This is a genomic window from Haloferax prahovense (assembly GCF_000723845.1).
Lineage (GTDB): Archaea > Halobacteriota > Halobacteria > Halobacteriales > Haloferacaceae > Haloferax > Haloferax prahovense.
In genome coordinates this window covers 2,368,086-2,390,882 of the sequence record NZ_LK053000.1, presented here as the reverse complement: position 1 = coordinate 2,390,882, position 22,797 = coordinate 2,368,086, and the positions used below count along the sequence as shown (strand labels likewise).

Sequence of the window (22,797 nt, the reverse complement as noted above, 5' to 3'; positions counted from 1 at the left end):
CCTGATTCGGCTCCCGAACGACCGGGAGACGCCACTCACTCGTCGGACCGCTCGTCGAGTTTCGTTTCCAGTTCCGCCACTCGGCGTTCGAGGTCCCGCCGCGGTTCGAGCATCCGCGAGGCGAGCGCGTTCGCGGCGAGACCGCCGACGGGGAAGAGTATCAACAGGAGGGGAACCGCGACGACCAGCACGTGTGGGAACTCCGTCGAGAGCCAGTACGGGAGGAGGGACATACGCGAGACTAATCAAATGTGTGACAAGAATTTGTCGGAGCACGGGACCTGAGCCGGCAGCGGTGTCTCAGTCTTCGCTCTCGGGGCCGTCTTCGAACCGACTCGGGTCCCGCGAGGCGAGCGCAACGTTCACGGCCGCGACGTTCTCCGGCACGTCGTGGACGCGGACGATGTCGGCCCCGCGGTCGGCGGCGATGGCCGTGCCCGCGACGGTCGCCGCGAGGTTGTCGCCCGGCTCTTCGCCGACGAGCGAGAACATCGACTTGTGGGAGTGGCCGACGAGAATCGGACAGCCGAGCGCGGCGAACTCGTCGGCGCGCCCGAGGAGTTCGAAGTTCTCGGCCTTCGACTTCCCGAAGCCGAGGCCGGGGTCGACGATGAGGTTCCGCCGCGGGATGCCCGCCTTCTCGGCGAGTAACACCAGTTCGGTCAGTTCGTCGATGACGTCCTCGACCACGTCGTCGTAGTCGACCTCGCGGGACGGGTCGACCGGCGCGTCGATGCTGTGCATCACGATGACGGGCGTGTCGCGCTCGGCCGCGAGAAAGCGCATCTCGGGGTCTTCGAGGCCGGTCACGTCGTTGAGGATGTCCGCGCCGGCGTCGAGGGCGGCCTCGCCGACGGCCGCCTTCCGGGTGTCGACCGAGACGAGCACGTCGAGGTCGGCGATGGCCTCGATGACGGGCGCGACGCGGCGAACCTCCTCGTCGACGGGGACCTCGTCCGCGCCGGGACGGGTGCTCTCGCCGCCCACGTCGATGATGTCCACGCCGGCGTCGACCATCGCCCGCGCCTGTTCGACGGCGTCGTCGATGTCGTAGAACTCCCCGCCGTCGTGGAAGCTGTTCGGCGTCACGTTCAGGATACCCATGACGGCCGTGCCGTCGTCCCACGGGTACTCGCCGGCGCCGTCGCGGTCGGTGCCGCTCGCGCCGACGCCGAGCGCCTCCCGAATCTCCGCTGCGACCCCCGCGAGCGCGTACGGCCGGGCTTCGAGGGCCGCCGTCAGTCGCTCGAACTGGTCGAGCGTCCCGGTCAGGACCACGTCGACGAGTTCGCCGCCGAACTCGTGGCCCGAGACGGCGCAGTCGCCGCCGACGGACAGCAGTTCCTCGCGGAGCACTCGGGCCTGTCGGCGCTGGACGCGGGTGTGGACCGTCCGGTCGACCGCCCGCTTCGCGCGCGCCCCCCGGTCGGCGGCGTCCGCGACGTTCGCGCGTTCGAGCGTCCGGCAGGCGTCGTCGAGGGTGCGGTGGGATTTCGGGACGACCGCCCGCGTCCACGTCGTGCGCGCCTCGGCGACGACGTACAGCGAGCCGACGACGAGCACGCAGTCGTCGGGGTCGGCGCGAGCGCGCGCCCGGTCGAGCGCCGAGGCGACCGCGCCGCCGGTCTCCACTTCGGGGCCGTCGAGACGCTCGAAGACGGACGACAGAATCTCGGGGTCTTCGCCCCGCGAGATATCCGCCTTACAGGTGACGACTGACGCGACCTCCGGGAGCGCTCCGACCATCTCGCTGTGGTCCTTGTCGTGCATCGCCCCGTAGACGAGGTGGAGGTCGTCGTAGTCGAACTCGTCGAGGACGGTGGCGACCTGCGCGCAGGCGTCGGGGTTGTGCGCGCCGTCGAGGACGACCGTCGGCTCCGTGCCCATGACCTCGAACCGACCCGGCCAGTGGGCGTTTCGGAGGCCGCGGTGAATCGCCTCATCACCGATGTCGGGGCGGACCTGCCGAGCCAGCGATACGGCGATACCGGCGTTTTGGGCCTGATACGCGCCCAAAAGCGGGATTCGAACGTCGAGCGTCTCGTCGTCGGTCTCGACGGTGACGGCGGCCTCCTGGTGGTTGACGCGGCCGCCGTAAGAGGCGCGAACGTCGGCGTCGGAGCCGGCGTCGCCGACGGTCAGCACGTCGCCGACCTCCTCGCGGATGACCGACAGCGCCTCGCCGGTCGCCCCGGTCACGAGCGGCGCGTCGGCGGGCGCGACTGCGGCTTTCGTCTTCGCGATTTCCGCGACGGTGTCGCCGAGGACGGCGGTGTGTTCGAGCGAGACGTTGGTGACGGCGCTGGCGACCGGGTCGACGGCGCTCGTCGCGTCGAGTTCGCCGCCCATCCCGACTTCGAGGACCGCCACGTCCACGTCCGCGCGGTCGAAGTACCACAGCGCGAGCGCGGTCACGGTCTCGAAAAAGGTCAGCGGCTCGCCGTCGGCGGCCCGCTCGACGAGGTACGGCTTTGCTTCGGCCACGAACGCCGACAGCGCGGCCTTCGGAATCTTCCGGCCGTCGACGCGGATTCGCTCCCGCACGTCGTCGAAGTGCGGTGAGGTGTAGAGGCCGACGTGCGCGCCCGACTCGCGCAGTATCGCGTCGACCATCCGGGCGGTGCTTCCTTTGCCGTTCGACCCCGCGACCTGCACAAACGACACGCCTTCGTGGGGGTCGCCGAGGTGAGAGAGCAACCGCTGAATCGACTCGGTCCCCGGCTTGACCTGAAACCGCCGGAGGTCGAAAAGGAAGTTCACCGCCTCGTGGTACTCCATACGCGTGAGAAACCGGACGGTGGGCTTAGGCCTAACGCTCCACGTCACTCCTGCGACACGACGCCGGTCGCCCGACAGCCCCGACCGCCACCGCCGCCATCGGCGACGCTCCGCGAGCGCCCGGAGCGTCACCGGAGTGCGCTTAACGCGCCGGTTTCAGTCGATGTGGACGACGAGCACCGGGCGCTTGGCGTTCTCGATGACGCGCTCGGTGACGCTCCCGAGCGACGTGAGTTTGTCGCGACCGGTCCGCCCGTGGGTCCCCATCACGACCACGTCGACGTCGTGTTCGTCGGCGTAGTCGAGGATGACCCGGTGCGGCACGCCGTCGCGGATTGCGGTCGCCGTCGAGGCCTCCCCCTCGCATTTCTCGGCGCACCGCTCGACCGCCTGTACCGCGTCGTCGCGGAGCGACTGGATGACCGCGTCCTGTTGGTCGCCGCCGGCGGCGAGGTACACCCGCTGGTCGACGACCGACAGCACGTGAATCTTCGACTCCGCGTCGGCGAGTTCGAGCGCGTGTTCGACCGCCTGCATCGTCCCCTCGCTCCCGTCGGTCGGCACCAAGATGTGTTCGTACATACCTCTGTGTTCGCCTCGCCGACACTTGAAGGGACACCGTCGGTGTTAGGACGTGGGAACGGTCTCGGGAGGTCTGGAAGTGAGAGCGGAGATGCCCAGTCGTGTCTAAAATCGCGCGAGACTCGCACCGCTCGTCTCGCTGACTTCCGTCACTTCTTCACGCTGTTCAGTCGTGACGGAAGTATCGCGTCTGCGCTACGCGCGGCCACGAGTTTCAGGCACTAATCGTGCCTGAAACACCGCTGCCCGGTGAAGACCATCGCAATCCCGCGCTCGTTGCAGGCCGCAATGACGTCCTCGTCGTTCACCGAGCCGCCGGGCTGGATGACCGCCTCGATACCCGCGTCGGCCGCCTTCTCCACGCCGTCCGGGAACGGGAAGAACGCGTCGGAGGCCATGACGGCACCCTGCGCGTCCTTGCCCTCGGCGTGTTCCTCGGCCTTCATCGCGGCGAGTTCGACCGCGTCGACGCGGGAGACCTGCCCCATGCCGACGCCGACCGTCTCGGTTCCCTTGGCGAAGAGGATGCCGTTGGACTTCACGTGCTTCAGCACCTTCCACGCGAACAGCATCGTCTCCAACTGCTCGTCCGTGGGTTCGGTCTCGGTGACGACTTCGAGGTCCTCGAGCGTCGGCGTCCAGAGGTCGCGCTCCTGAACGAGCCGCCCGCCGACGAGCGCCTTCTCGGTGTAGGTCTCGGTGCGCTCGCCGAGGTCGCCCACATTGAGGACGCGAAGGTTCTTCTTCTCGGTCAGCACGTCGAGCGCGTCGTCGGTGTAGCCGGGCGCGACGACGACTTCTTTGAACGAGTCGATGATGAGTTCCGCCGTCTCGGCGTCGCACTCGCGGTTGAGCGCGACGATGCCGCCGAAGGCGCTCATCGGGTCGGTGGCGAGGGCGTCGGCGTAGGCTTCAGCGAGCGTGTCGGCGGTGGCACAGCCGGCGGGGTTCGTGTGCTTGATGACCGCCGCGGCGGGCTCGTCGAACTCCTTGATGATGTTCAGCGCGCCGTCGGCGTCGTTGTAGTTGTTGTACGAGAGTCCCTTCGCGCCCTCGTTGAGCTGGGGCGCGCCGACGACCGACGCCTCGTCGCACGTCTCGTCCACGTAGACCGCGGCGTCCTGATGGGGGTTCTCGCCGTATCGGAGTTCGTCGTAGCGGTCCTCGGAGGTGACGCGGCGCTCGGGCAACCCGGCGTCAACGTCGCCCTCGACGGTGACGGAATCGTCTTCGACCGTTACGCGGTCCTCGGCGAACCAGCGGACTGCGCGCGGGTAGGCCTTGAACTCGGCGTCGTAGAGGACGCGAGATTTGAGGTCATCCGCGTCGTCGTCGGTGTAGACCGGAACGGCCTCTTGCGTGACGATGGGGCCGGCGTCGACCTCCTCGTTGACGACGTGGACCGTACAGCCGGTCGTCTTGACGCCGGCGTCGAGCACCTGTTCGTGGGCGTCCATGCCGGGGAATGCGGGGAGCAACGACGGGTGGACGTTGAGCGTCGTCGGCGCGGCGTCGAGGAACGTCGAGGTGAGCACGCGCATGTAGCCGTCGAGGCAGACGAGGTCGAAGTCGTAGTCCGCGAGGACGTCGAGGATGCGCTCCTCGTGGGACTCGCGGGCCTCGTCGTCGCCGCGCTCGACGACTTCGCTGGGGATACCGTGTTCGTCCGCCCAGTCGAGGACGGGCGCGTCGGCGCTGTTCGAGACGACGACGCCGAGTTCCGCCCCGCCGGGGGCGCGGTCGGCGATGTTGCGAAGGTTTCGTCCGCGGTTGCTCGCGAGACCGGCGATGGTGACCATGTGAGAAAGGGGACTCGCGGCCCTCAAAGTGGTTGCGGTCCTCGACGGTAATATATGCTCGATTATGTATATATGCGACGACACGCAGCCGCAGAGTGCGTCTGAGTAGGCATACATGTGCGCAAGTATCGCCTCCGCGGCGGCGACGAACCCCCGGCGTTTAACCTCCCCCATCGTGACGATCCAGACATGACCGACGCCGACCGGCACGACCCGCTGTACGCGGTGTCCCCGCTCGACGGGCGATACGCCTCCCGAACCGCACCCCTCGCACCGCACGTGAGCGAGGCCGCCCTCATGCGCGCCCGCGTTGAAGTCGAAGCGGAGTACCTCCTCGCGCTCGCCGACCTCGACGCGACGCCGCTTTCGTTCTCCGAGAGCGAGCGCGCCGGCCTCCGGGCGCTCTACGAGGAGTTCGACGCCGACGACGCCGATCTCGTGAAACGACTCGAAGTCGAGGGCGCGGCGGGCTTCTCGGCGACGAACCACGACGTGAAGGCCGTCGAGTACTTCATCCGCACCGAGACCGACGAGTCGGTCCACCCGTGGATTCACTTCGGCCTCACCTCCGAGGACGTGAACAACCTCGCCCAGCGCCTCATGGTGAAGGGCGCGGTCGAAGAGGTGCTCGTGCCCGAACTCCGCGACACGCGAGACGAACTCGTCTCGCTCGCACAGGAGTTCCGCGACGTGCCCATGCTCGCGCGAACCCACGGCCAACCCGCGACGCCGACGACGTTCGGCAAGGAGATGGCCGTCTACGCCGCTCGCCTCGGCCGGACGCTCGCCCGCGTCGAGGCCGCGTCCGACGACCTCGCCGGCAAACTCGCGGGCGCGTCGGGCGTCTACGCGGCTCACGTCGCCGCCTACCCCGGCGTTGACTGGCGGGCGTTCTCCCGCGAGTTCGTCGGGTCGCTCGGCCTCGAACACACCGCGCTCGCCACGCAGGTCAACCCCTGCGACGACCTCGCGGCGCTGTTCGACGCCGTCCGCGGCGTCAACAACGTCCTCGTCGATCTCGACCGCGACGCGTGGCTCTACGTCTCCGACCGCTATCTGGGACAGGAGGCCGTCGAGGGCGAGACCGGCTCGTCGACGATGCCGCACAAGGTCAACCCCATCGACTTCGAGAACTCCGAGGGCAACCTCTCGAAGGCCAACGCGGACCTGACGTTCCTCGCCGACTACGTGACGACCTCGCGCCTCCAGCGCGACCTCTCGGACTCCACGGTCAAGCGGAACATCGGCGCGGCGTTCGCCCACTGCCTCATCGGCTACAAGAAGACCCAGACTGGCCTCGGAAAGGTCGTCCCGAACGAGCAGGTCATGCGCGACGAACTCGACGACACGCCGGCCATCATCGGCGAGGCCGTCCAGACGATTCTCCGCCGCGAGGGCGACACGCAGGCCTACGAGCGAGTGAAGGAACTCACCCGCGGCCGCGAAGTGACCCTCGACGACTTCCACGACCTGTTTGCGGACCTCGACGTGGACGAGGGGACTCGCGAGGAACTGCTCGCGCTCACGCCCGCGACGTACGTCGGTCTCGCGGACGAACTCGTCGACGACATCGAGAACTGAACCGCCGGTCGGGCCGTCGAACCGTCGGGCCGTCACTCCGCCGAATCGACATGCTCTCTTTTCTGCGGTCGGTCGAACGCGTCGCTGAGTCGGGCGACCGTCAGGAGAAAACCGAGACCGCCTCAGAAGCCGACGGGCACGGGGTATCGGCTTCGGCGCGGTTCGGGCACGGGTTCGGAGAGCGCCGGCACGGTTGGGCTGGACAGGCTGGTCCGCGCGAGACGGTTCGTCATGGGCTGGTGCGACGACGCAGGGCGCTCACCGTGGCTGAATTATTTACTCATCATAGAATAAGTCTTTTGGTGGGGTGGTGCATTGGTGGGGGTATGAAAGCAATCGCCGTCAAGCGCGGGGAAGACAAACCGGTCGTCATCGAGAAGCCGCGACCGGAACCCGACGTCGGGGAGGCGCTCGTCCGAACGCTTCGGGTCGGCGTGGACGGGACGGACCACGAGGTCATCGCCGGCGGCCACGGGGGGTTCCCCGAGGGCGAAGACCACCTCGTGCTCGGCCACGAGGCGGTCGGCATCGTCGTCGACCCGAACGACACCGAACTGGAGGAAGGCGACATCGTCGTGCCGACGGTCCGCCGCCCGCCGGCGTCGGGGACGAACGAGTACTTCGAGAAGGACCAACCCGACATGGCTCCCGACGGGATGTACGCCGAGCGCGGCATCGTCGGCGCACACGGGTTCATGTCCGAGTACTTCACCAGCCCGTCGGACTACCTCGTCCGCATCCCGCGCTCGCAGGCCGAACTCGGCTTCCTCATCGAGCCCATCTCCATCACCGAGAAGGCCCGCGAGCACGCCTACGCGAGCCGCTCCGCGTTCGACTGGAACCCCTCGTCGGCGCTCGTCCTCGGCAACGGGAGCCTCGGACTCCTGACGCTCGCCATGCTGAACGCCGACGACAAGGGCTACGAGGACCTCTACTGCCTCGGTCGGCGCGACCGACCCGACCCGACTATCGACATCATCGAAAAGCTCGGCGCGACCTACGTCGACTCCCGCGAGACCTCGGTCGAGGAGATTCCGGGCGCACACGAGCACATGGACTTCATCTACGAGGCGACCGGGTTCCCCAAACACGCCATCCAGTCGGTCCAGGCGCTCGCGCCGAACGGCGTCGCCGCACTCCTCGGCGTGCCGAGCGACTGGGAGTTCGAAGTCGACGCCGGCGCGTTCCACCGCGAGATGGTCCTCCACAACAAGGCGCTCGTCGGCAGCGTCAACTCCCACGTCAAGCACTTCGAGGCCGCGACCGTGACGTTCACTAAGCTTCCGCGGTGGTTCCTCCGCGACCTCGTCACCGGCGTCCACCCGCTTTCGGAGTTCGAAGCAGCATTCGAAGACGACGACACCACTATAAAAACGGCCATCGAATTCGGTACTGTATGAAGAACGTCGACGACCTCATCGCCAGCGCGGCGGAGCTCGCGGACCGTGGCCTCTCGAAGGGCGAGATTGCCGACGAGTTGAACGTCTCCCGCGAGACCGCAAGCTGGCTGGTCGAACGGAGCGGTGCGGCGACCGAACCCGAGCCCCAGGTAGAGCCCGACGGCCCCGACGACATCCACGTCGATTGGAACGCCATCGGGAGCGGCGGCAAGCGCCTCACCTACGTCGGGCGCGCGCTCGCCGACCTGCTCATGGAGACGAACGGCGAGGCCGACGTGACCGTCGGTATCGAGAAAGCGGGCGTCCCGCTCGCAACCTCGGTCTCGCGCGAACTCGAAACCACCCTCGCCGCCTACTCGCCCGCGAAACACCAGTGGGACGAAGGCGACATCGAGGACCTCGGCGGCGGCTTCTCCCGGAACTTCGCCCCCGTCGAGGGACGGAACTGCTTCATCGTCGACGACACGGTGACGAGCGGTACGACCCTCCGCGAGACTATCGACGCCATCCGCTCCGAGGGCGGCGAACCCCTCGCGTGCGTGGTCATCGTCGACAAGCAGGGCGTCGAAGAGATAGACGGCGTCCCGGTTCACTCGCTCATCAACGTCGTCCGCGTCGGCGAGCAGTAACGCCCAGCACGGGCCGCCGCGCAGTCGGAGTCGGCCCTGCGGACCGAACCCACCGGCGACGCAACTCCTTTGTCCGCCCGGCGGTTATCTGGGCGCATGACGTTCCAACCGGAGAGCTTGGACCCAGAGGAAGTACAGTCCCGCGTCGACGAAGCCGTCGCGGACAACCGCGTCGTCCTGTTCATGAAGGGTAACCGCCTGATGCCGCAGTGCGGCTACTCCGCGAAGGCGGTCGACCTCATCTCCCAGCACGTCGACGAGTTCGAGACCGTCGACGTGCTGCCCGCGCTCCCGCACTACCGCGCGGCGCTCAAGGAGAAAAGCGACTGGGAGACCATCCCCCAGACGTTCGTCGACGGCGAGTTCGTCGGCGGCAGCGACATCCTCGAAGAGCTCGACGAGCGCGGCGAACTCGAAGCGACGCTGACCGGCGCGAACTGACCGCCGGAAGCGACCCCGGCAGACCGCCGGACCGCGGCCCGACGCCGACTTCTTATCTGTCGCCTAACGAGAAGGGGAGGCCATATAAGCCTCGAACTCGTACATGCACACAGGTATCGCCATCCGGGTGCGCCCGCACCGTGGCTCTCGTCGATACCGAAGCCAACAATGTCAGGCCGCGTATATCGACTCCATTCGACGTTGGAACTGCCACTCGAAGACGTGATGGACTACTTCGAAAACGACCCAGAACTTCCGCCTGAGGTCGAGAACGTAGACATCACCCGCCGAAACAACACCCTCATCATCAAAGCCGTCTCCGCCGACGACAACCTCAGCAAGTACACGCCGACGGCCCAGTTGAAAGCGAGCGTGACGGAAAACCGCGTCTACGAGGAAGAGCCGCCCCGCGCGGGCGCGCCCAACTGGGGAGATGAAGAAGAAGAGGAGATTCCCTCCGAACTCGTCGAGTTCGCCTGCTTCAAGGGCGACCTCGAAACCGTGCTCCAGAACACGGCGCTCCAGTACCCGATGTTCCTCGTCCTCCGCGAGATTGCGATGCTCTCGGAGAAGGGGACGCTGACCGCTATCACCGAGGAAAGCGACGAACTGCAGGCGACGCGCATCGTCGAAGGCGAGGTGCGTGCCGCCTCCGTCGAAGTCGTCGAGAACCCACAGCAGAACGGTTCCTCGGACAGCGGCATCAACTGGCGCGACAACAAGTTCATCTCCTAAACGCGTCGTATCTTCTCATCCTGTCACCGCCGAGCCACGTGAGTCAGCGGCCCAAATCGTGTTCGGCGGTATCACGCGCCACACTCTTCCTCGGGCAAAAAGCATTTACACCGCCTAATTAGATGTAATTACACATCATGTCGGAAGCCGAATCCTTCCCGGACTACCTCGACGTCGACTACACCGACGGCGAAGGTGAGACGCCGGAGGACTACCCGAGTATCGAGGACAAAATCGAGAAGGCCATCGAGGTCACGAAGCAGGGACTCGAGCAGTACGAGAACCCGGCCGTGATGTGGACTGGTGGCAAGGACTCGACGCTCACGCTCTACTTCATCAAGGAGGTCGCAGAGCGCTACGACCTCGAAGTCCCGCCGGCGGTCTTCATCGACCACTACCAGCACTTCGACGAAATCATGGACTTCGTCAAGCACTGGGCCGACGAGTGGGACCTCGACGTCATCTGGGCCCGTAACGAGGACGTCGGCGCGTACGTCGACGAGAACGGCCTCGAACCCGGCGACGACATCCCCGTCTCGGAACTCTCCGAGCACAACCAGCACCACATCCGCAACATCCTCGAGTACGAAGAGGACACCTTCCCCTTCCTGCTCGACACCTACGTCGGCAACCACCTGCTGAAGACCGTCGCGCTCAACGACACCCTCGAGGAGTACGACATCGACGGCGTCATCTCCGGCGTCCGCTGGGACGAACAGGAAGCCCGCGCCGACGAGACGTTCTTCAGCCCCCGTCACAACCCCGACATCTACCCGCCGCACGACCGCATCCAACCCATCCTCCAGTTCGAAGAGAGCGCCGTCTGGGACGCCTTCTGGTACTTCGCGGTCCCGGACACCGTCGAGAACTACCCCGAAGACGGCTACGTCCCCACGAGCGACACCGACCTCCCCGAGGGCGTCACGCAGGAGGACGTGCCCGTCTCGCCGAAGTACTTCGCCGGCTTCCGGAGTCTCGGCAGCGAGGTCTCGACCGACAAGTCCGCCGAGGAACCGGCGTGGCTGCAGGACATGGAGAACACGACCGAGCGCGCGGGCCGCGCACAGGACAAAGAGGACCTGATGGAGCGCCTGCGCGACCTCGGCTACATGTGAAGTCAGTCGACGGCTAACCCGACGAGACGTTCTTTTTCGACGCTGGCTCCCCGACGCCGACTGCAGAGAGTGACTGCGACTGCGACTGTCTCGCAGCGGAAACAGGGATATCCTCAGCGAGCGACATCTGTGGCATGACCCTCGCGTTCCCCGACTATCTCGACCTCGACTACACCGACGGCCGAGACCAGACCGCCGCCGACTACCCGACGCTCGAAGACAAACTCCAGAAAGCAGCCGCGGTGACCGCGACCGCCCTCGAACAGTACGAGCGCCCGGCCGTCATGTGGACCGGCGGCAAGGACTCCACGCTCGTCCTCTACGTCGTCCGCGAGGTCGCCGCCGACATGGGCGTTCCCGTTCCGCCCGTCGTCTTTATCGACCACTTCGAACACTTCGACGAGACCGAGGCGTTCGTCCGCGAATGGGCCGACCGATGGGGCCTCGACCTCGTCGTCGCCCGCAACGAGGACTTCGCGCGACTCGGCGCGTCGCCCGGCGACGAGATTCCCCTCTCGGACCTCGACGGCGACACCCGCCGCGAACTCGCCCGCCTCGGCTACGAGGGCGAGACGGTCGTCCTCGACGCCGACTCCTTCGAGGGCAACCACCTGCTGAAGACCGTCGCGCTCAACGACACGCTCGAAGACCGCGGCTTCGACGGCGTCTTCTCGGGCGTCCGCTGGGACGAACAGGAAGCCCGCGCCGACGAGACGTTCTTCAGCCCCCGCCACGACTCCGAGAGATATCCGCCGCACGACCGCGTCCACTCCATCCTCCAGTTCGAGGAGGCCGACGTGTGGGCGGCGTTCTGGAACTACATCGTCCCCGACTCGGTCGAGGGGTATCCCGCGGGCCACGTCCCCGAAACGTCCGCCGACCTCCCCGAGGGCGTCGAACCCGCAGACCTCCCCGTCTCGCCGAAGTACTTCGAGGGCTACCGCTCGCTCGGCACCGAATCCGGCTCCGCGAAGTCTGACGACCGGCCCGCGTGGGTGCAGGACCTCGGCGCGAGCGCGGAGCGCGAGGGGCGCGCGCAGGACAAAGAGGACCTGATGGGTCGGCTTCGCGACTTGGGTTACATGTAATGCGAGCTGCTCGAAACGAGTCCGCGGCGTCCACACCGTAGCGCCTATCTCCCCCAACACGCTATCGCCTCCATGACAGCCGAGTGGGTCAGCCTCTTTTCGGGCGGGAAGGACTCCTCGTGGGCGCTCTACCGCGCGCTCGAGGAGGGTCTGAACGTCACCCGTCTTCTGACCGTCCATCCGAGCGACGACTCGTACATGTACCACGTGCCGGCGACCGACCTCGCCGCGCTCGCCGCCGAAAGCACCGGTATCGAACTCGTCGAGGTCCACCCCGGCGACCTCGAAGCGACCGACGCCGCCGACTCCGGCGCGCAGGGCGACGCCGAACTCGAACCCCTCGAAGCGGCGCTGTCGGACCTCCAGTCCGACATCGACCTCGCGGGCGTCACCGCCGGAGCCATCGAAAGCGAGTTCCAGACCAACCGGATTCAGGCGATGTGCGACCGCCTCGAAATCGACCTGTTCGCCCCGCTGTGGCAGGAAGAGCCCCGCGAACTCGGCGACGCCATGCTCGAGGCGGGCTTCGAAATCACCATCATCCAGGTCGCGGCCCACGGTCTCGACGAGTCGTGGCTCGGCCGGACGCTCGACGCCGACGCGCTCGACGAACTGGAGGCGCTCAACGAGCAGTACGGCGTCCACATCCTCGGCGAGGGCGGCGAGTTCGAGACGCTCGTCACCGACGGTCCGCACATGGACCGCCCCATCGAACTGGAGTACGAGACGGAGTGGGAGGGGACTCGCGGCAGGCTCCACATCACCGACGCGTATCTCGGCTAAGAAAGAGCGTCCGCGGTTGCAGTTCGGACCGCGTTACTGGCCGTTCGTCAGCCGCGAGTGCGCCCCGATGAGGGCGTTCGAGAGGTCGAGGCTCTCGATGTGAGTCTCCTCGTCGACGATGGAGTTCTTCAGCTCCGCGTTTCGGATGACCGCGCCGGGGAAGACCACGGACTCTTCGAGCACGGAGTCTTCGACCACCGCGTTGGCCATCACGTGGACGTTGGTGCCGACCTCGGTGTTCGTGAGCGTCGCCGACTCGTGGACGAAGTTTTCGCCGCCGAGGTACCACGCCACGGCGTCGAGGTAGCTCTGGGGCGTGCCGATGTCGAACCACGCGCCGTCGAACGTGTAGGCGAACACGTCGCCGTTCTGCTGGAGCCACTGCATGAACCAGCCGGGCTCGTCGGGGTTGTTGTCGCCGGAGAGATACTCGTCGAACTTGGGCAGGTCGTCCGCCGGGAAGGCGTAGCAGGCGATGGAGACGAGCGTGCTCTTGGGGTCTTCGGGCTTCTCCTGGAAGTTGATGACGCGGTCGCCGTCGAGTTCGACGAGGCCGTAGGACTTCGCGCGCTCCTTGTCGCCCACGTCGTAGGCGGCGAGACACGGCTCGTTTTTCTCGTAGAAGAAGTCCACGAAGTCGCCCACGTCGAAGCTGATGAGGTTGTCGCCCGCGATGACGACGAGGTCCTCTTCGACCTCCTCGCGGTCGATGAGCTGGGCGAGCGCGCCCACGACGCCGAACTTCTCGTCTTCCTCGCTGGTGTCTTCGACCGACAGCGTCGGCTTTTCGAACGGCGATTCGTCGATGTACTCCTCGAATGCGCCGGCGAAGCGCTCGTTCGTGCTCACGAACACCTCAGAGACCCGGTCGTCGGCTTCCAGGTCTTCGAAGATGGTGTCGATGACCGTCTGGTCACCGACGGGTAAGAACATCTTAGGTCGGTGTTTGGTAATCGGCCACAGACGCGTTGCGTACCCACCGGCAAGGACGACTGCCTTCATATCCCCCAAATCCCACCACGTGGACAAGGCCTTTTTGCATCCTCTCTATCTTTCTGACACTTCCGGGCGGAAGGCGGCGCAAGGGATTTTCCCTTCGACTCCCAATCGAGCGATATGACAGTCCGGGAGTCCGACACGACGGCCCGCCAGCGCATCGCCGACGCCCTCCGCGACGACCCCGCGACGGCCTCCGAGCTTTCGGCGAGCGTCGGCGTCTCGGTGTCGTCGGTGTACGGCCACCTCCAGCACGTCGCCCAAACAGTCCACGGAGCGGACGGCGAGCAGTTCCTCGTCGCGCCGCCGGAGTGCAAACACTGCGGCTTCAGCGCCTTCGACGACCCCGTGAACTACCCCTCCCGGTGCCCGGAGTGTCGAAGCGAGGGCATCGAAGAGGCCGTGTTCAAAATCGAGTAGTCGGTCTAAAACGACGCCACGGTCCGATTGTGGTAGTCGAGAAAGTCGGCGTCGAGGCCGTGGTCCTCGCGGACCGAAAGCGAGGTGCCGTCCAACTCGCGTTCGTAGGCGTGGGCGATGGTGTACGTCTCGGGGTCGACGGCTATCATTCCGTAGTCGAAGTCAGCGTGGTGGTCCGGACAGAGAACGAGGAGATTCGCCTCGACGTCCGGGCCGTCGTGGGGTCGCCCGAGCGGTTTGAGATGGTGCGCCTCCGCGTAGCCGTCGTGGACACCTCGACGGCGACGCTCTCCACAGACCTGGCACGTGTGAGAGTACCGCTCTTTCAACTCGGTCGCAAGCGCCGTGTTTCGAATGATTCGGCTTCGCGTCGTCTCGGTGCGTTCCGCGGGCGCGAGGTCGGCCGCGGCTTCTTCCTCGTCGATCCGCTCTCGCCTTTCGTGACGGCGGCGGAGCACGAATCGGTAGACGTCCCTGTCGTCTCCCTCGAACGGGCCGTGCGCGTAGTCGACGACTTCGACCTGACCCTGGTACTCCCAGTCAGCCCCGGCCGACCCTCGATGGAAGAAAAATATCGGTAACGGATGGTGTTTGGCCCGCGCGAGGAACTTGTTGCCACCGGTGAGCGTCTGGTCGCCGGTCCGCCCCTCTCCGATGTACGTGAACTGGCCGCCGGTCACGTCGTCGCCGTACGGTCCGGTGTCGCTCGAAAAGAGCCGGAGATACCGCTGGTCGTCGTCGTCGTAACAGATTTCGATGCCGCGGCCCGTCATTCCGCGGTCGAATCGGGACCGGAGTTCCGACCCGCTCAACCGCTCTCCGGGTTCGAGCGAGAGCCCTGCGAGTTTCACGACGGAACCGACGGACGAGTCACGAAAAAGGGTTCCCCACGATGGTTCGTTCCCTCCGGCCGGTGCCGTTTATGCCGCGTCTAACTCGTCCAAGAGCGCCCGCGCTGCCGCCGACGAGGAGCCGGGACCGCGTGCGGTGATGAGGTCGCCGTCGACCGTGACGCTGGTGTCGCTGTCGAGTTCGGCGTCCCAGACGCCGCCGGCGGCCTTCACCTCGTCTTCGACCCAGTACGGGAGCTTCCGGCCGTCGGGCATCAGGTCGTTTTCGTCGACGATGCCTTCCTCCCACTCGTTGGGGAAGCCGGTGACCTCGCGTCCCTCGACGAGGAACGAGCCGTCGGCCTCGCGGGTGAACCCGAGGATGCCGACCGCGTGACAGACGACGAGCGCCTTCGAGTCGTCGCCGGCGACCGCCTGCAAGAGCGCCTGTCGGGCGTGTCGGTCCTGATTGATGTCCCACGCGGTTCCGTGGCCGCCGGGGAACACCACGGCGTCGTACTCGCGGGCGTCGACCTGCGCAATCGGCTCCGGATTCTGCAGTCGCTCGTCGTTCTCGTGGACCTCGACGACGCGTTCGGCGAGTTCCTCACCGACCTCCTCGGGGTCGATAGAGCGCTCGTCGACGACCGGCGGCGCGCCCGTCGGCGTCGCGACCGTCACGTCCACCTCGGCGTCGGTCAGGGTAGTGAGCGGCTCGATACATTCCTCTCCCCAGTAGCCGTCTTCGCTGACGATGAAAAGCGCCGATGTCATCGCTCCCGGGTACGGTCCGGCCACAAAAAGGCCCCGCGGAGGCGGAAATCCGCGGGGGAGGGCGGCGCGACGGTGAGGCGTCGCGGCCGCGTCGGTGTCGGGTCAGTCGTCGCCGTGTTCGTCGACGATGACGACTTCGCCGTCTTCGACGGTGACGTTGATGAGCGTCTTGACGTGGTGGTCCGAGTCGTCGAGTTCGTTCGGGCCGGCCTTCTTGATGATGGCGACGGTGTCGACGACGTCCGCGCCGATGTGGTCGAGCGCGTCGAGGACGGCCTTCATCGTGCCGCCGGTCGAGAGCACGTCGTCGAGGACGAGCACGCGGTCGCCCTCGTTCACGTCGTTGATGAACATGTCGCCCTCGGAGTAGCCCGTCTGCTGGTGGAGCGAGACCTCGCCGTCGAGGCCGTACTCGCGCTTGCGGATGACGACGAGCGGGATGTCCGTCATGAGCGAGACGGCCGTCGAGATGTGGATGCCCATCGCCGCGGGCGTGACGATTTTGTCGACGTTTTCGAGGTTCGCCTTGCGGATAATCTTGATGACGATTTCGCGCAGGAGACCCGGTTTCAGCATCGGAACGCCGTCGCTGATGGGGTGGACGAAGTACTCGTAATCTCCTTTTTCGATGATCGGCGCGTCGAGAAGGGACTGCCGCAACTGGTCCATGGCGCTCGTTTCCCCGGTTAGGCATAAAATGTGGCGGTTCGATGGCTCTCGGACACGCCGACCCACGTCTCGCGGTATCGACTACCGTGGACCGACCGACGCCGAGCGCGACCGCTCTCCGACAACAGTCTCTGCACGGAGCGCCCCGCTCCGTGGACGGTTACATTCCGCCGAGAAGCTTCGAGGCGGTCTTCACCAGCGGCTCGACCGTCTCGTCGGGTTCGACGAAAAGCAACATGCCGCGGCCGCCGCAGTAGACCTGCAACACGCCGTAGCCGTCGCGTTCCTCGAACCGATACTCGACGCTGCTTTGCACCGGACTAAGCCCGGAAAACAGTCCGCGCTCCATGAACTCGCGCCGAGTCTCTTCGGCGAGCGAACTCAGATGCGTCACGAGTTCGTCGCGGCTCCCAAAATCCTCTCGGACGGCCTCGCCGACGTGGAATAGGTCGAACGCCGTCGCACCGTAGACGGCGACCAGAGAGACTGCCCCCTTCGCAGTCCCCCGAAGCGCGTCCATTGCGACCTCGCTGTCGGGTCCCGGTCCGTTGGCGGATGCCATTCGTGACGGGTCGATTATCATTCGTTTCCCCCCTTGCCCTGACGCTGCGCGTCTCCCTGCCCGGAGCGCGCGCCTGGACGTATCATGCATGTCCGATTGTGAGTCAGTATTATAAATTTGAGGGTCACACTGGAGGTAATAATTCGCCCCCGCCAAATCCGGCCGGAAACCACCTGACACCGGCGTTTACTGCGAGCCCTGACTCCCTGATTTGACCCCGGTCTCGAGGGCGGCGTTTCGACCCCCTCGTGGCTAGTAGGAACCGTTAACAAATGTATCCGAGAGCGCGATATCGTACAAACACACTAATTTTTGCTGAACTACGCTGCCCGTATTTTCAGTTATTTCATCCCAAAACCAACAGACAGCGTAGTGGTTCGGGTGGGGTTCCGCCTTCGCCAGTATCCTAGGACGATTCGACAAACATCCTCCTTTCATTTTGTCGATTAGCTACAAAACCCGATTGAAATATATGCTTTCGTCCCATAGATAGCGTGAGTGACCGAACGCTGCGCCCAGTTTGAGTCACGACCATACCCATGATACACCAACCACTCGTACTCGGTGGAGAGCACGCGGGTCGCGCGCTCGCCGAGCGACTACTGGAGGAGTACGAATCCGTCACGTTCATCGACGAGAACGAGGCAGTGGTCGCCCACGCGACCGAACGCGGCATCGACGCGCGAGTCGCGGCGTTCGACGAGCCACAGTCCCTCCGAACCGCGTGGAACGCAGACGCGGACGCGGTCATCGTCGTGGGGCGGGTCGACCCGACGAACCTGCTTCTCACGCAGGCCTCGCGGACGACGTTCGACGTCGACCGGGTCACCGTGCTCGTTAACGACCCGCAGAACACGGACGTGTTCGAGGACCTCGGTGTGGAAGTCATCTGCGTCACGTCGCTCGTCACTGACATGGTCGTCGGGTCGAGCGCCGAACCGGCAGAGGACGCCCGAGCGGGTGGATAACCGTGGAAAAAACACTCGAACGAGACCTCGGTCTCTTCTCGGTGCTCGCGATCAGTATCGGGGCGATGGTCGGCAGCGGAATCTTCATTTTACCGGCGCTTGCGGTCGACATCGCGGGTCCCGCGGTTATCCTGGCGTACTTGATCGCCGGCATTCTCGTGCTGCCCGCGGCGCTGTCGAAATCCGAGATGGCGACGGCGATGCCCGAAGCCGGCGGCACCTACCTGTTCATCGAGCGAGGGATGGGTCCACTGTTGGGAACCATCGCCGGTATCGGCACGTGGTTCTCGCTCTCGTTCAAGGGTGCGCTCGCACTCGTCGGCGGCGTGCCGTACCTGCTGTTGCTGTTCGACGTCCCCTCCACGGTCGTCACGCCGGTCGCACTCGCGCTCGCGGCGCTCCTCGTCGTCGTCAACCTCGTCGGGGCGAAACAGACCGGGAGGCTACAGGTCGGAATCGTCGCCATCATGCTCGTCGCGCTCGTCTGGTTCGTCCTCGGCGGGACGCCGACCGTCGAGTCGACGAACTTCCGTCCGTTCTTCAACGGCGGAGTCGGCGGCTTGCTCACCGCGACCGGCCTCGTGTTCGTCTCCTACGCGGGCGTGACGAAAGTAGCGAGCGTCGCCGAGGAGGTCGAAGACCCCGACCGAAACATCCCGCTCGGCATCCTCGGGTCGCTCGGGTTCACGACGGTCCTCTACGTCCTCATCGTCGCCGTGATGGTCGGGGTCACCGACCGCGGCGTCCTCGCCGAGAGCGCGACGCCGATGGCGCTCGCCGCGGAGGCTTCGCTCGGAACCGCCGGCGTCGTCGCCGTCGTCGTGGCTGCGGTCCTCGCGCTGGTCAGTACCGCGAACGCCGGGGTTCTCTCCTCGTCGCGGTACCCGTTCGCGATGAGCCGAGACAAACTTGCCCCGCCGTCGCTGTCGACGATCAGCGACCGGTTCGGAACCCCGAGCACGTCGATTACCCTCACGGGCGTCGTGCTGTTGCTCCTCATCGCGTTCGTTCCGCTGCTCGACATCGCGAAGCTCGCGAGCGCGTTCCAGCTCCTCGTGTTCGTCCTCATCAACCTCGCCGTCGTCGCGTTCCGAGAGGGACACGTCGAGTACGAGCCGTCTTTCACCTCGCCGCTGTATCCGTGGATACAGGTGTTCGGCGCGCTCAGCGGTCTCGTCCTACTCACGCAGATGGGGACCGTCCCGCTCGTCGGCGCAGTCGTTCTCACAATCGCGGGCGCCCTCTGGTTCTTCGTCTACGCCCGGTCTCGCGTCGACCGCGAGGGCGCGGCCGCCGACGCTGTCCGCCAAGAGGTCAGCCGCAACGCGGTCGAACGAGCCGAAGCGGCCATCCAAGCGCACCGCGACGAGTACCACGCCCTCGTGGCAATTTCGCACGACATCTCGAAAGCCAGAGAGCGGGCGCTGATTCAGGTGGCTTCGAGGCTCGCTCGCGCCAACGACGGGCGGGTCACGGTCGCGCGGTTCGAGACGGTGCCGGACCAGACGTCCTTGGCCTACGCGTCAGCGGTCGAATCGCCCGCAGACGTCGAGTTCGAACGACAGACCGACGAGCTCGACGACGAGTTCGGCGTGCCGATACGGTGCGGCACCATCGTCACCCACGACACGCGACACGCGGTCGTCAACTACGCCGACAACCAGGACGTCGACTTCCTCCTCGTAGAGCACCCGACGGGGACAAAGCGCGTGAGCGAGCGGCTCTTCGGAACCGATACGTCGTGGATTCTCCGCCACGCACCCTGCGAAGCCGGTCTACTCAAGGGACCCGAACTCGACGGGATTCACACCGTCGAACTGCTCGCGAGCCAGGGGCCGTACGACCCGACGAAAGTCGCCGTCGCGGACGCGCTGGCGAGCGAGTCCGAAGGTCGAATCCACCTGAGTCACTGCGGGGACACCACCGACTCGGCGGCCCGGCGACAGTCCCTCGAACAGTACAAAGCCGACATCGCCGAGTTGTGTAGCGCTCCCGTCGAGATGGGGACGCTCTCCACGGACGGTGGCCGCCACGCCCCGTCGACCGAGAGTGACCTCCTCGTTGTGGCCGCCGACGAGTGGAACGGGGCGTCGGACGCGAAGGCGGTCATCGACGAGTGGAGCGGTTCGGTACTCGCGGTTCACGGTCAGGACGCGGCTCGACGCGGGCGACTCATGCGCGCGCTCGACCGTCGGTTGTTCTGACCTCGGCGGGCAGTTCACCGCTTTCCGCGCGTTCATCGGTGGTTTACGCGACCAAAACACATATTTTCAGGAGCCCCATTGGTCGGCTCATGGCGTCGACATCCATCGACGAGCTCGATAGATACATCCTTTATGCGCTGCAGAAAGACGCGCGACACACGTCGGGAAACGATATCGCGTCCGCACGTAACGTCTCTTCGAGTACGGTTCGAAACCGGATTTCGAAGCTCGAATCGAGCGGGATTATCCGGGGGAGCCACCTCGACATCGACTACGAGGCGCTCGGCTACCAGCTCCACACTATCATCTTCTGTACGGCGCCGATTTCGAAGCGAGAAGAGCTCGCGAAGAACGCCCTCTCGGTCGAGGGAGTCATCTCGGTTCGGGAGATTATGTCCGGCGAGAAGAACGTCCACATCGTCGCGCTCGGTCGAAACAGCGACGACTTGAGTCGAATCGGACGCGAACTCAGCGATATGGGGTTCGAGATTGCAGAAGAAGAGATAATCCGCAACGAGTACACCTGTCCCTACAGCCCGTTCGCCGGAGACTCGACGAACGAGCCGTAACCCCGGATGTCGACGCCGTTTCAGCGGTCTCGATTGGACACCGCGACCCGCGTCTGACCGTCGGATAGCGGAAAGGGTTTTGCTTGGCTTTCGCTACAGACACGTAGTACCAATGAGCCAGTATCGAACGTCCCGACGAATCGTCCGGTCCGACTTCGGAGGTGGCTGATGCCCGATACGAGTTCCCGAATTCTCGTTCCGGTCGGAGAGTCGTCCACGTTCCGGAACACCGTCGCATACGCGGTCCGCGAGGCGCGGCGCATCGCCGCGGAAACCGGCGAAGAATCGACCGTTCACTTCGTGTACCCCGTCCGATGGCAACTGGTCGACGAGAGCGAGCGTTCGGCGGCTGACGCCGTCGCCGATGCCCTCGAACGGGCGCGCGTCTGGGCGAACGATGACCTCGACTACGACGACGACGGCGACCTCGACGCCGAGGACGTCTCGGTCTCTATCGAAACCGCCGTCGTCGGCGAGGACCGATACCTCTTCTCACCGAACGATTTCGCCGAAGTACTCCTGGAGTACGCTCGTGACCGCGGCCTCGACCGCATCGTTCTCGACCCGGAGTACCAACCCGGCGGGAGCGCTCCGATGCTCCAGCCCCTCGAGTTCGAACTCGCGCGGTCGGGGTTGCTGGTCGAAGAGGCGCCGGTCGACCGCGTCGTCGAGCGCGGCCGGCTTCCCAGCCGAGCGAACGTTTCGAAGGCCCTCGCCATGTTCGGCGTCTCGTTCGGATTCTATCTCCTCCTCGCGGGAGTCTTCGACACGTTCAACCTCGTCACCGGCGCGGTCTCCGCCGGCGTCGTGACGGCGGTCTTCGCGCGCATCTCGTTCGTAAACACGCCGTCCGCGACCGGAACCGTCGCCCGCATCGCCCGCTTTCTCCTCTACGTTCCCTACCTGCTGTGGGAGATCGTGAAGGCCAACTTCTCCGTGGCCTACATCATCCTTCACCCGGACCTCCCCATCGACCCGGAGATGCAGCGGTACCGGGCGGCGATTTGGGGCGACCTCTCGGTGACGACCCTCGCGAACAGCATCACGCTCACGCCGGGAACCCTGACCGTCGATATGGACCGGGACAGCCTCATCATCCACTCGCTCACCGGCTCCGCCCGAGACGGACTCGCGGGCGGCGCACTCGAACGCGCCGTTCGGTTCGTCTTTTACGGACGCTCGGCGGCGCGTATCCCGACGCCCGCCGAGCGCGGGACGATAGCCTCGTGGACCGACGACGACCAAACGGACGGTGACGAGTAACGATGCTCGGACAGCTCTCGACGTTCGAGACGGTGTTACTCGGTGCCGCGGGCGCGTTCATCACGTTCGCGGTCGTCCTCCTGTACCGCGTCGTCCGCGGACCGACGATGGAAGACCGCGTCATCGCGATCAACGCCATCGGGACGAACACGGTCGTCGTGTTGGCGCTCGTCGCCGCGGCGTTCGGTCTCTCCGGATTCCTGGACGTCGCGCTCGTGTACGCGCTCTTGAACTTCCTCGCCAGCATCGCCATCTCCAAGTTCATCGTCGAGCGCGGAGGTGTCCTCTGAGATGACGCCGCTCGAATACCTCGTCGTGGGACTCGTCCTCGCGGGCGTCTTCTTCAGCTTCGTCGCGGTCGTCGGAATCATCCGACTGCCCGACCTCTACACCCGCGCCCACGCGACTTCGAAGAGCGATACGCTCGGAACGGTGCTCTCTCTCGGCGGCATCGCGCTCCTGTTCGGCGCGGAGGTCTCCGCCGTCAAGACGGTCTTGCTTCTGTTGTTCATGCTCATCACTAACCCGACGGCCGCTCACGCCATCGCACGGGCGGCCCACGACCAAGGTATCGAACCGTGGACCGCGAGCGATGAGGAGGGCGACTGAAC

Annotated in this window: 24 protein-coding genes; 15 read left to right on the top strand and 9 right to left on the bottom strand. The window is 65.7% G+C overall.

Annotated features, from left to right (window positions below):
• Positions 1-35 precede the first annotated feature (35 nt).
• The 4 genes from BN984_RS11970 to purH all read right to left on the bottom strand — a co-directional run bounded on the left by BN984_RS11970 (position 36) and on the right by purH (position 5,159).
• The gene (locus BN984_RS11970; RefSeq protein WP_008092724.1) at positions 36-233 is read right to left on the bottom strand and encodes a hypothetical protein; all 198 of its coding nucleotides are present in this window, start codon (positions 231-233) and stop codon (positions 36-38) included.
• Between the two features lie 67 nt (positions 234-300).
• The gene (folP, locus tag BN984_RS11965) at positions 301-2,778 is read right to left on the bottom strand and encodes a dihydropteroate synthase (RefSeq protein WP_008092721.1); all 2,478 of its coding nucleotides are present in this window, start codon (positions 2,776-2,778) and stop codon (positions 301-303) included.
• A 156-nt stretch (positions 2,779-2,934) separates the two neighbouring features.
• Positions 2,935-3,360, bottom strand: coding sequence for a universal stress protein (locus BN984_RS11960; protein ID WP_049968321.1), 426 nt, complete (start codon positions 3,358-3,360; stop codon positions 2,935-2,937).
• A 221-nt stretch (positions 3,361-3,581) separates the two neighbouring features.
• Complete coding sequence (gene purH, locus BN984_RS11955; RefSeq protein ID WP_049968320.1) at positions 3,582-5,159, bottom strand: bifunctional phosphoribosylaminoimidazolecarboxamide formyltransferase/IMP cyclohydrolase; 1,578 nt, start codon at positions 5,157-5,159, stop codon at positions 3,582-3,584.
• A 189-nt stretch (positions 5,160-5,348) separates the two neighbouring features.
• Here purH and purB point away from each other — a divergent pair, with 189 nt between their 5' ends.
• The 8 genes from purB (at position 5,349) to BN984_RS11915 (ending at position 12,931) form a co-directional block, all read left to right on the top strand.
• Positions 5,349-6,740, top strand: coding sequence for an adenylosuccinate lyase (gene purB / locus BN984_RS11950; protein ID WP_049968319.1), 1,392 nt, complete (start codon positions 5,349-5,351; stop codon positions 6,738-6,740).
• 326 nt (positions 6,741-7,066) lie between these two features.
• Positions 7,067-8,140 carry a glucose 1-dehydrogenase gene (locus BN984_RS11945; protein ID WP_008092714.1) on the top strand — a complete coding sequence of 358 codons (1,074 nt, stop codon included), beginning with the start codon at positions 7,067-7,069 and terminating at the stop codon, positions 8,138-8,140.
• The gene (gene gfcR / locus BN984_RS11940; protein ID WP_004977525.1) at positions 8,137-8,769 is read left to right on the top strand and encodes a transcriptional regulator GfcR; all 633 of its coding nucleotides are present in this window, start codon (positions 8,137-8,139) and stop codon (positions 8,767-8,769) included. The genes BN984_RS11945 and gfcR overlap by 4 nt, the downstream gene beginning before the upstream one ends.
• 96 nt (positions 8,770-8,865) lie before the next feature.
• Positions 8,866-9,210 carry a glutaredoxin family protein gene (locus BN984_RS11935; protein WP_049968318.1) on the top strand — a complete coding sequence of 115 codons (345 nt, stop codon included), beginning with the start codon at positions 8,866-8,868 and terminating at the stop codon, positions 9,208-9,210.
• A gap of 168 nt (positions 9,211-9,378) precedes the next feature.
• Positions 9,379-9,945: a DUF7110 family protein gene (locus BN984_RS11930; RefSeq protein ID WP_004043858.1), complete on the top strand. Its 567-nt coding sequence runs from the start codon at positions 9,379-9,381 to the stop codon at positions 9,943-9,945.
• Positions 9,946-10,082: 137 nt separating this feature from the next.
• The gene (locus tag BN984_RS11925; RefSeq protein WP_008092707.1) at positions 10,083-11,060 is read left to right on the top strand and encodes a phosphoadenosine phosphosulfate reductase family protein; all 978 of its coding nucleotides are present in this window, start codon (positions 10,083-10,085) and stop codon (positions 11,058-11,060) included.
• A 134-nt stretch (positions 11,061-11,194) separates the two neighbouring features.
• On the top strand, positions 11,195-12,148 hold the full coding sequence (locus BN984_RS11920) for a phosphoadenosine phosphosulfate reductase family protein (protein ID WP_049968317.1): 954 nt from the start codon (positions 11,195-11,197) through the stop codon (positions 12,146-12,148).
• A 72-nt stretch (positions 12,149-12,220) separates the two neighbouring features.
• Complete coding sequence (locus BN984_RS11915; protein WP_049968316.1) at positions 12,221-12,931, top strand: diphthine--ammonia ligase; 711 nt, start codon at positions 12,221-12,223, stop codon at positions 12,929-12,931.
• A gap of 33 nt (positions 12,932-12,964) precedes the next feature.
• Here the strand turns inward: BN984_RS11915 and BN984_RS11910 are convergent, their stop codons facing one another.
• Entirely contained in the window at positions 12,965-13,933 is a 969-nt protein-coding gene (locus tag BN984_RS11910) for a sugar phosphate nucleotidyltransferase (RefSeq protein ID WP_004977531.1), read from the bottom strand.
• Positions 13,934-14,047: 114 nt separating this feature from the next.
• Here BN984_RS11910 and BN984_RS11905 point away from each other — a divergent pair, with 114 nt between their 5' ends.
• Positions 14,048-14,347 carry a transcriptional regulator gene (locus tag BN984_RS11905; protein ID WP_008092701.1) on the top strand — a complete coding sequence of 100 codons (300 nt, stop codon included), beginning with the start codon at positions 14,048-14,050 and terminating at the stop codon, positions 14,345-14,347.
• A gap of 5 nt (positions 14,348-14,352) precedes the next feature.
• On the opposite strand, the gene BN984_RS11900 is transcribed toward BN984_RS11905, so the two are convergent.
• From BN984_RS11900 to BN984_RS11885, 4 genes are all read right to left on the bottom strand, one after another.
• A complete protein-coding gene (locus BN984_RS11900) occupies positions 14,353-15,198 on the bottom strand; it encodes an HNH endonuclease (protein WP_008092700.1) in 846 nt (281 codons plus the stop codon).
• Between the two features lie 69 nt (positions 15,199-15,267).
• Positions 15,268-15,951, bottom strand: coding sequence for a type 1 glutamine amidotransferase domain-containing protein (locus BN984_RS11895; RefSeq protein WP_049968315.1), 684 nt, complete (start codon positions 15,949-15,951; stop codon positions 15,268-15,270).
• Between the two features lie 102 nt (positions 15,952-16,053).
• Positions 16,054-16,620: a hypoxanthine/guanine phosphoribosyltransferase gene (gene hpt, locus BN984_RS11890; RefSeq protein ID WP_008092696.1), complete on the bottom strand. Its 567-nt coding sequence runs from the start codon at positions 16,618-16,620 to the stop codon at positions 16,054-16,056.
• Positions 16,621-16,780: 160 nt separating this feature from the next.
• The gene (locus tag BN984_RS11885; protein ID WP_008092693.1) at positions 16,781-17,182 is read right to left on the bottom strand and encodes a hypothetical protein; all 402 of its coding nucleotides are present in this window, start codon (positions 17,180-17,182) and stop codon (positions 16,781-16,783) included.
• Positions 17,183-17,721: 539 nt separating this feature from the next.
• On the opposite strand from BN984_RS11885, the gene BN984_RS11880 reads away from it, so the two are divergent.
• The 6 genes from BN984_RS11880 (at position 17,722) to mnhG (ending at position 22,795) form a co-directional block, all read left to right on the top strand.
• Positions 17,722-18,150 (top strand): NAD-binding protein, encoded by a 429-nt coding sequence (locus tag BN984_RS11880; protein ID WP_049968314.1) that lies wholly within the window; start codon positions 17,722-17,724, stop codon positions 18,148-18,150.
• A gap of 2 nt (positions 18,151-18,152) precedes the next feature.
• Positions 18,153-20,354 carry a universal stress protein gene (locus BN984_RS11875; protein ID WP_049968313.1) on the top strand — a complete coding sequence of 734 codons (2,202 nt, stop codon included), beginning with the start codon at positions 18,153-18,155 and terminating at the stop codon, positions 20,352-20,354.
• A gap of 89 nt (positions 20,355-20,443) precedes the next feature.
• Entirely contained in the window at positions 20,444-20,923 is a 480-nt protein-coding gene (locus tag BN984_RS11870) for an Lrp/AsnC family transcriptional regulator (protein WP_004977538.1), read from the top strand.
• A gap of 168 nt (positions 20,924-21,091) precedes the next feature.
• Positions 21,092-22,186, top strand: a complete 1,095-nt coding sequence (locus BN984_RS11865; protein ID WP_049968312.1) for a monovalent cation/H+ antiporter subunit E — start codon at positions 21,092-21,094, stop codon at positions 22,184-22,186.
• A 2-nt stretch (positions 22,187-22,188) separates the two neighbouring features.
• The gene (locus BN984_RS11860; RefSeq protein WP_008092688.1) at positions 22,189-22,476 is read left to right on the top strand and encodes a cation:proton antiporter; all 288 of its coding nucleotides are present in this window, start codon (positions 22,189-22,191) and stop codon (positions 22,474-22,476) included.
• A 1-nt stretch (position 22,477) separates the two neighbouring features.
• Entirely contained in the window at positions 22,478-22,795 is a 318-nt protein-coding gene (gene mnhG, locus BN984_RS11855; RefSeq protein WP_004977541.1) for a monovalent cation/H(+) antiporter subunit G, read from the top strand.
• The last annotated feature ends 2 nt before the right edge of the window (positions 22,796-22,797 follow it).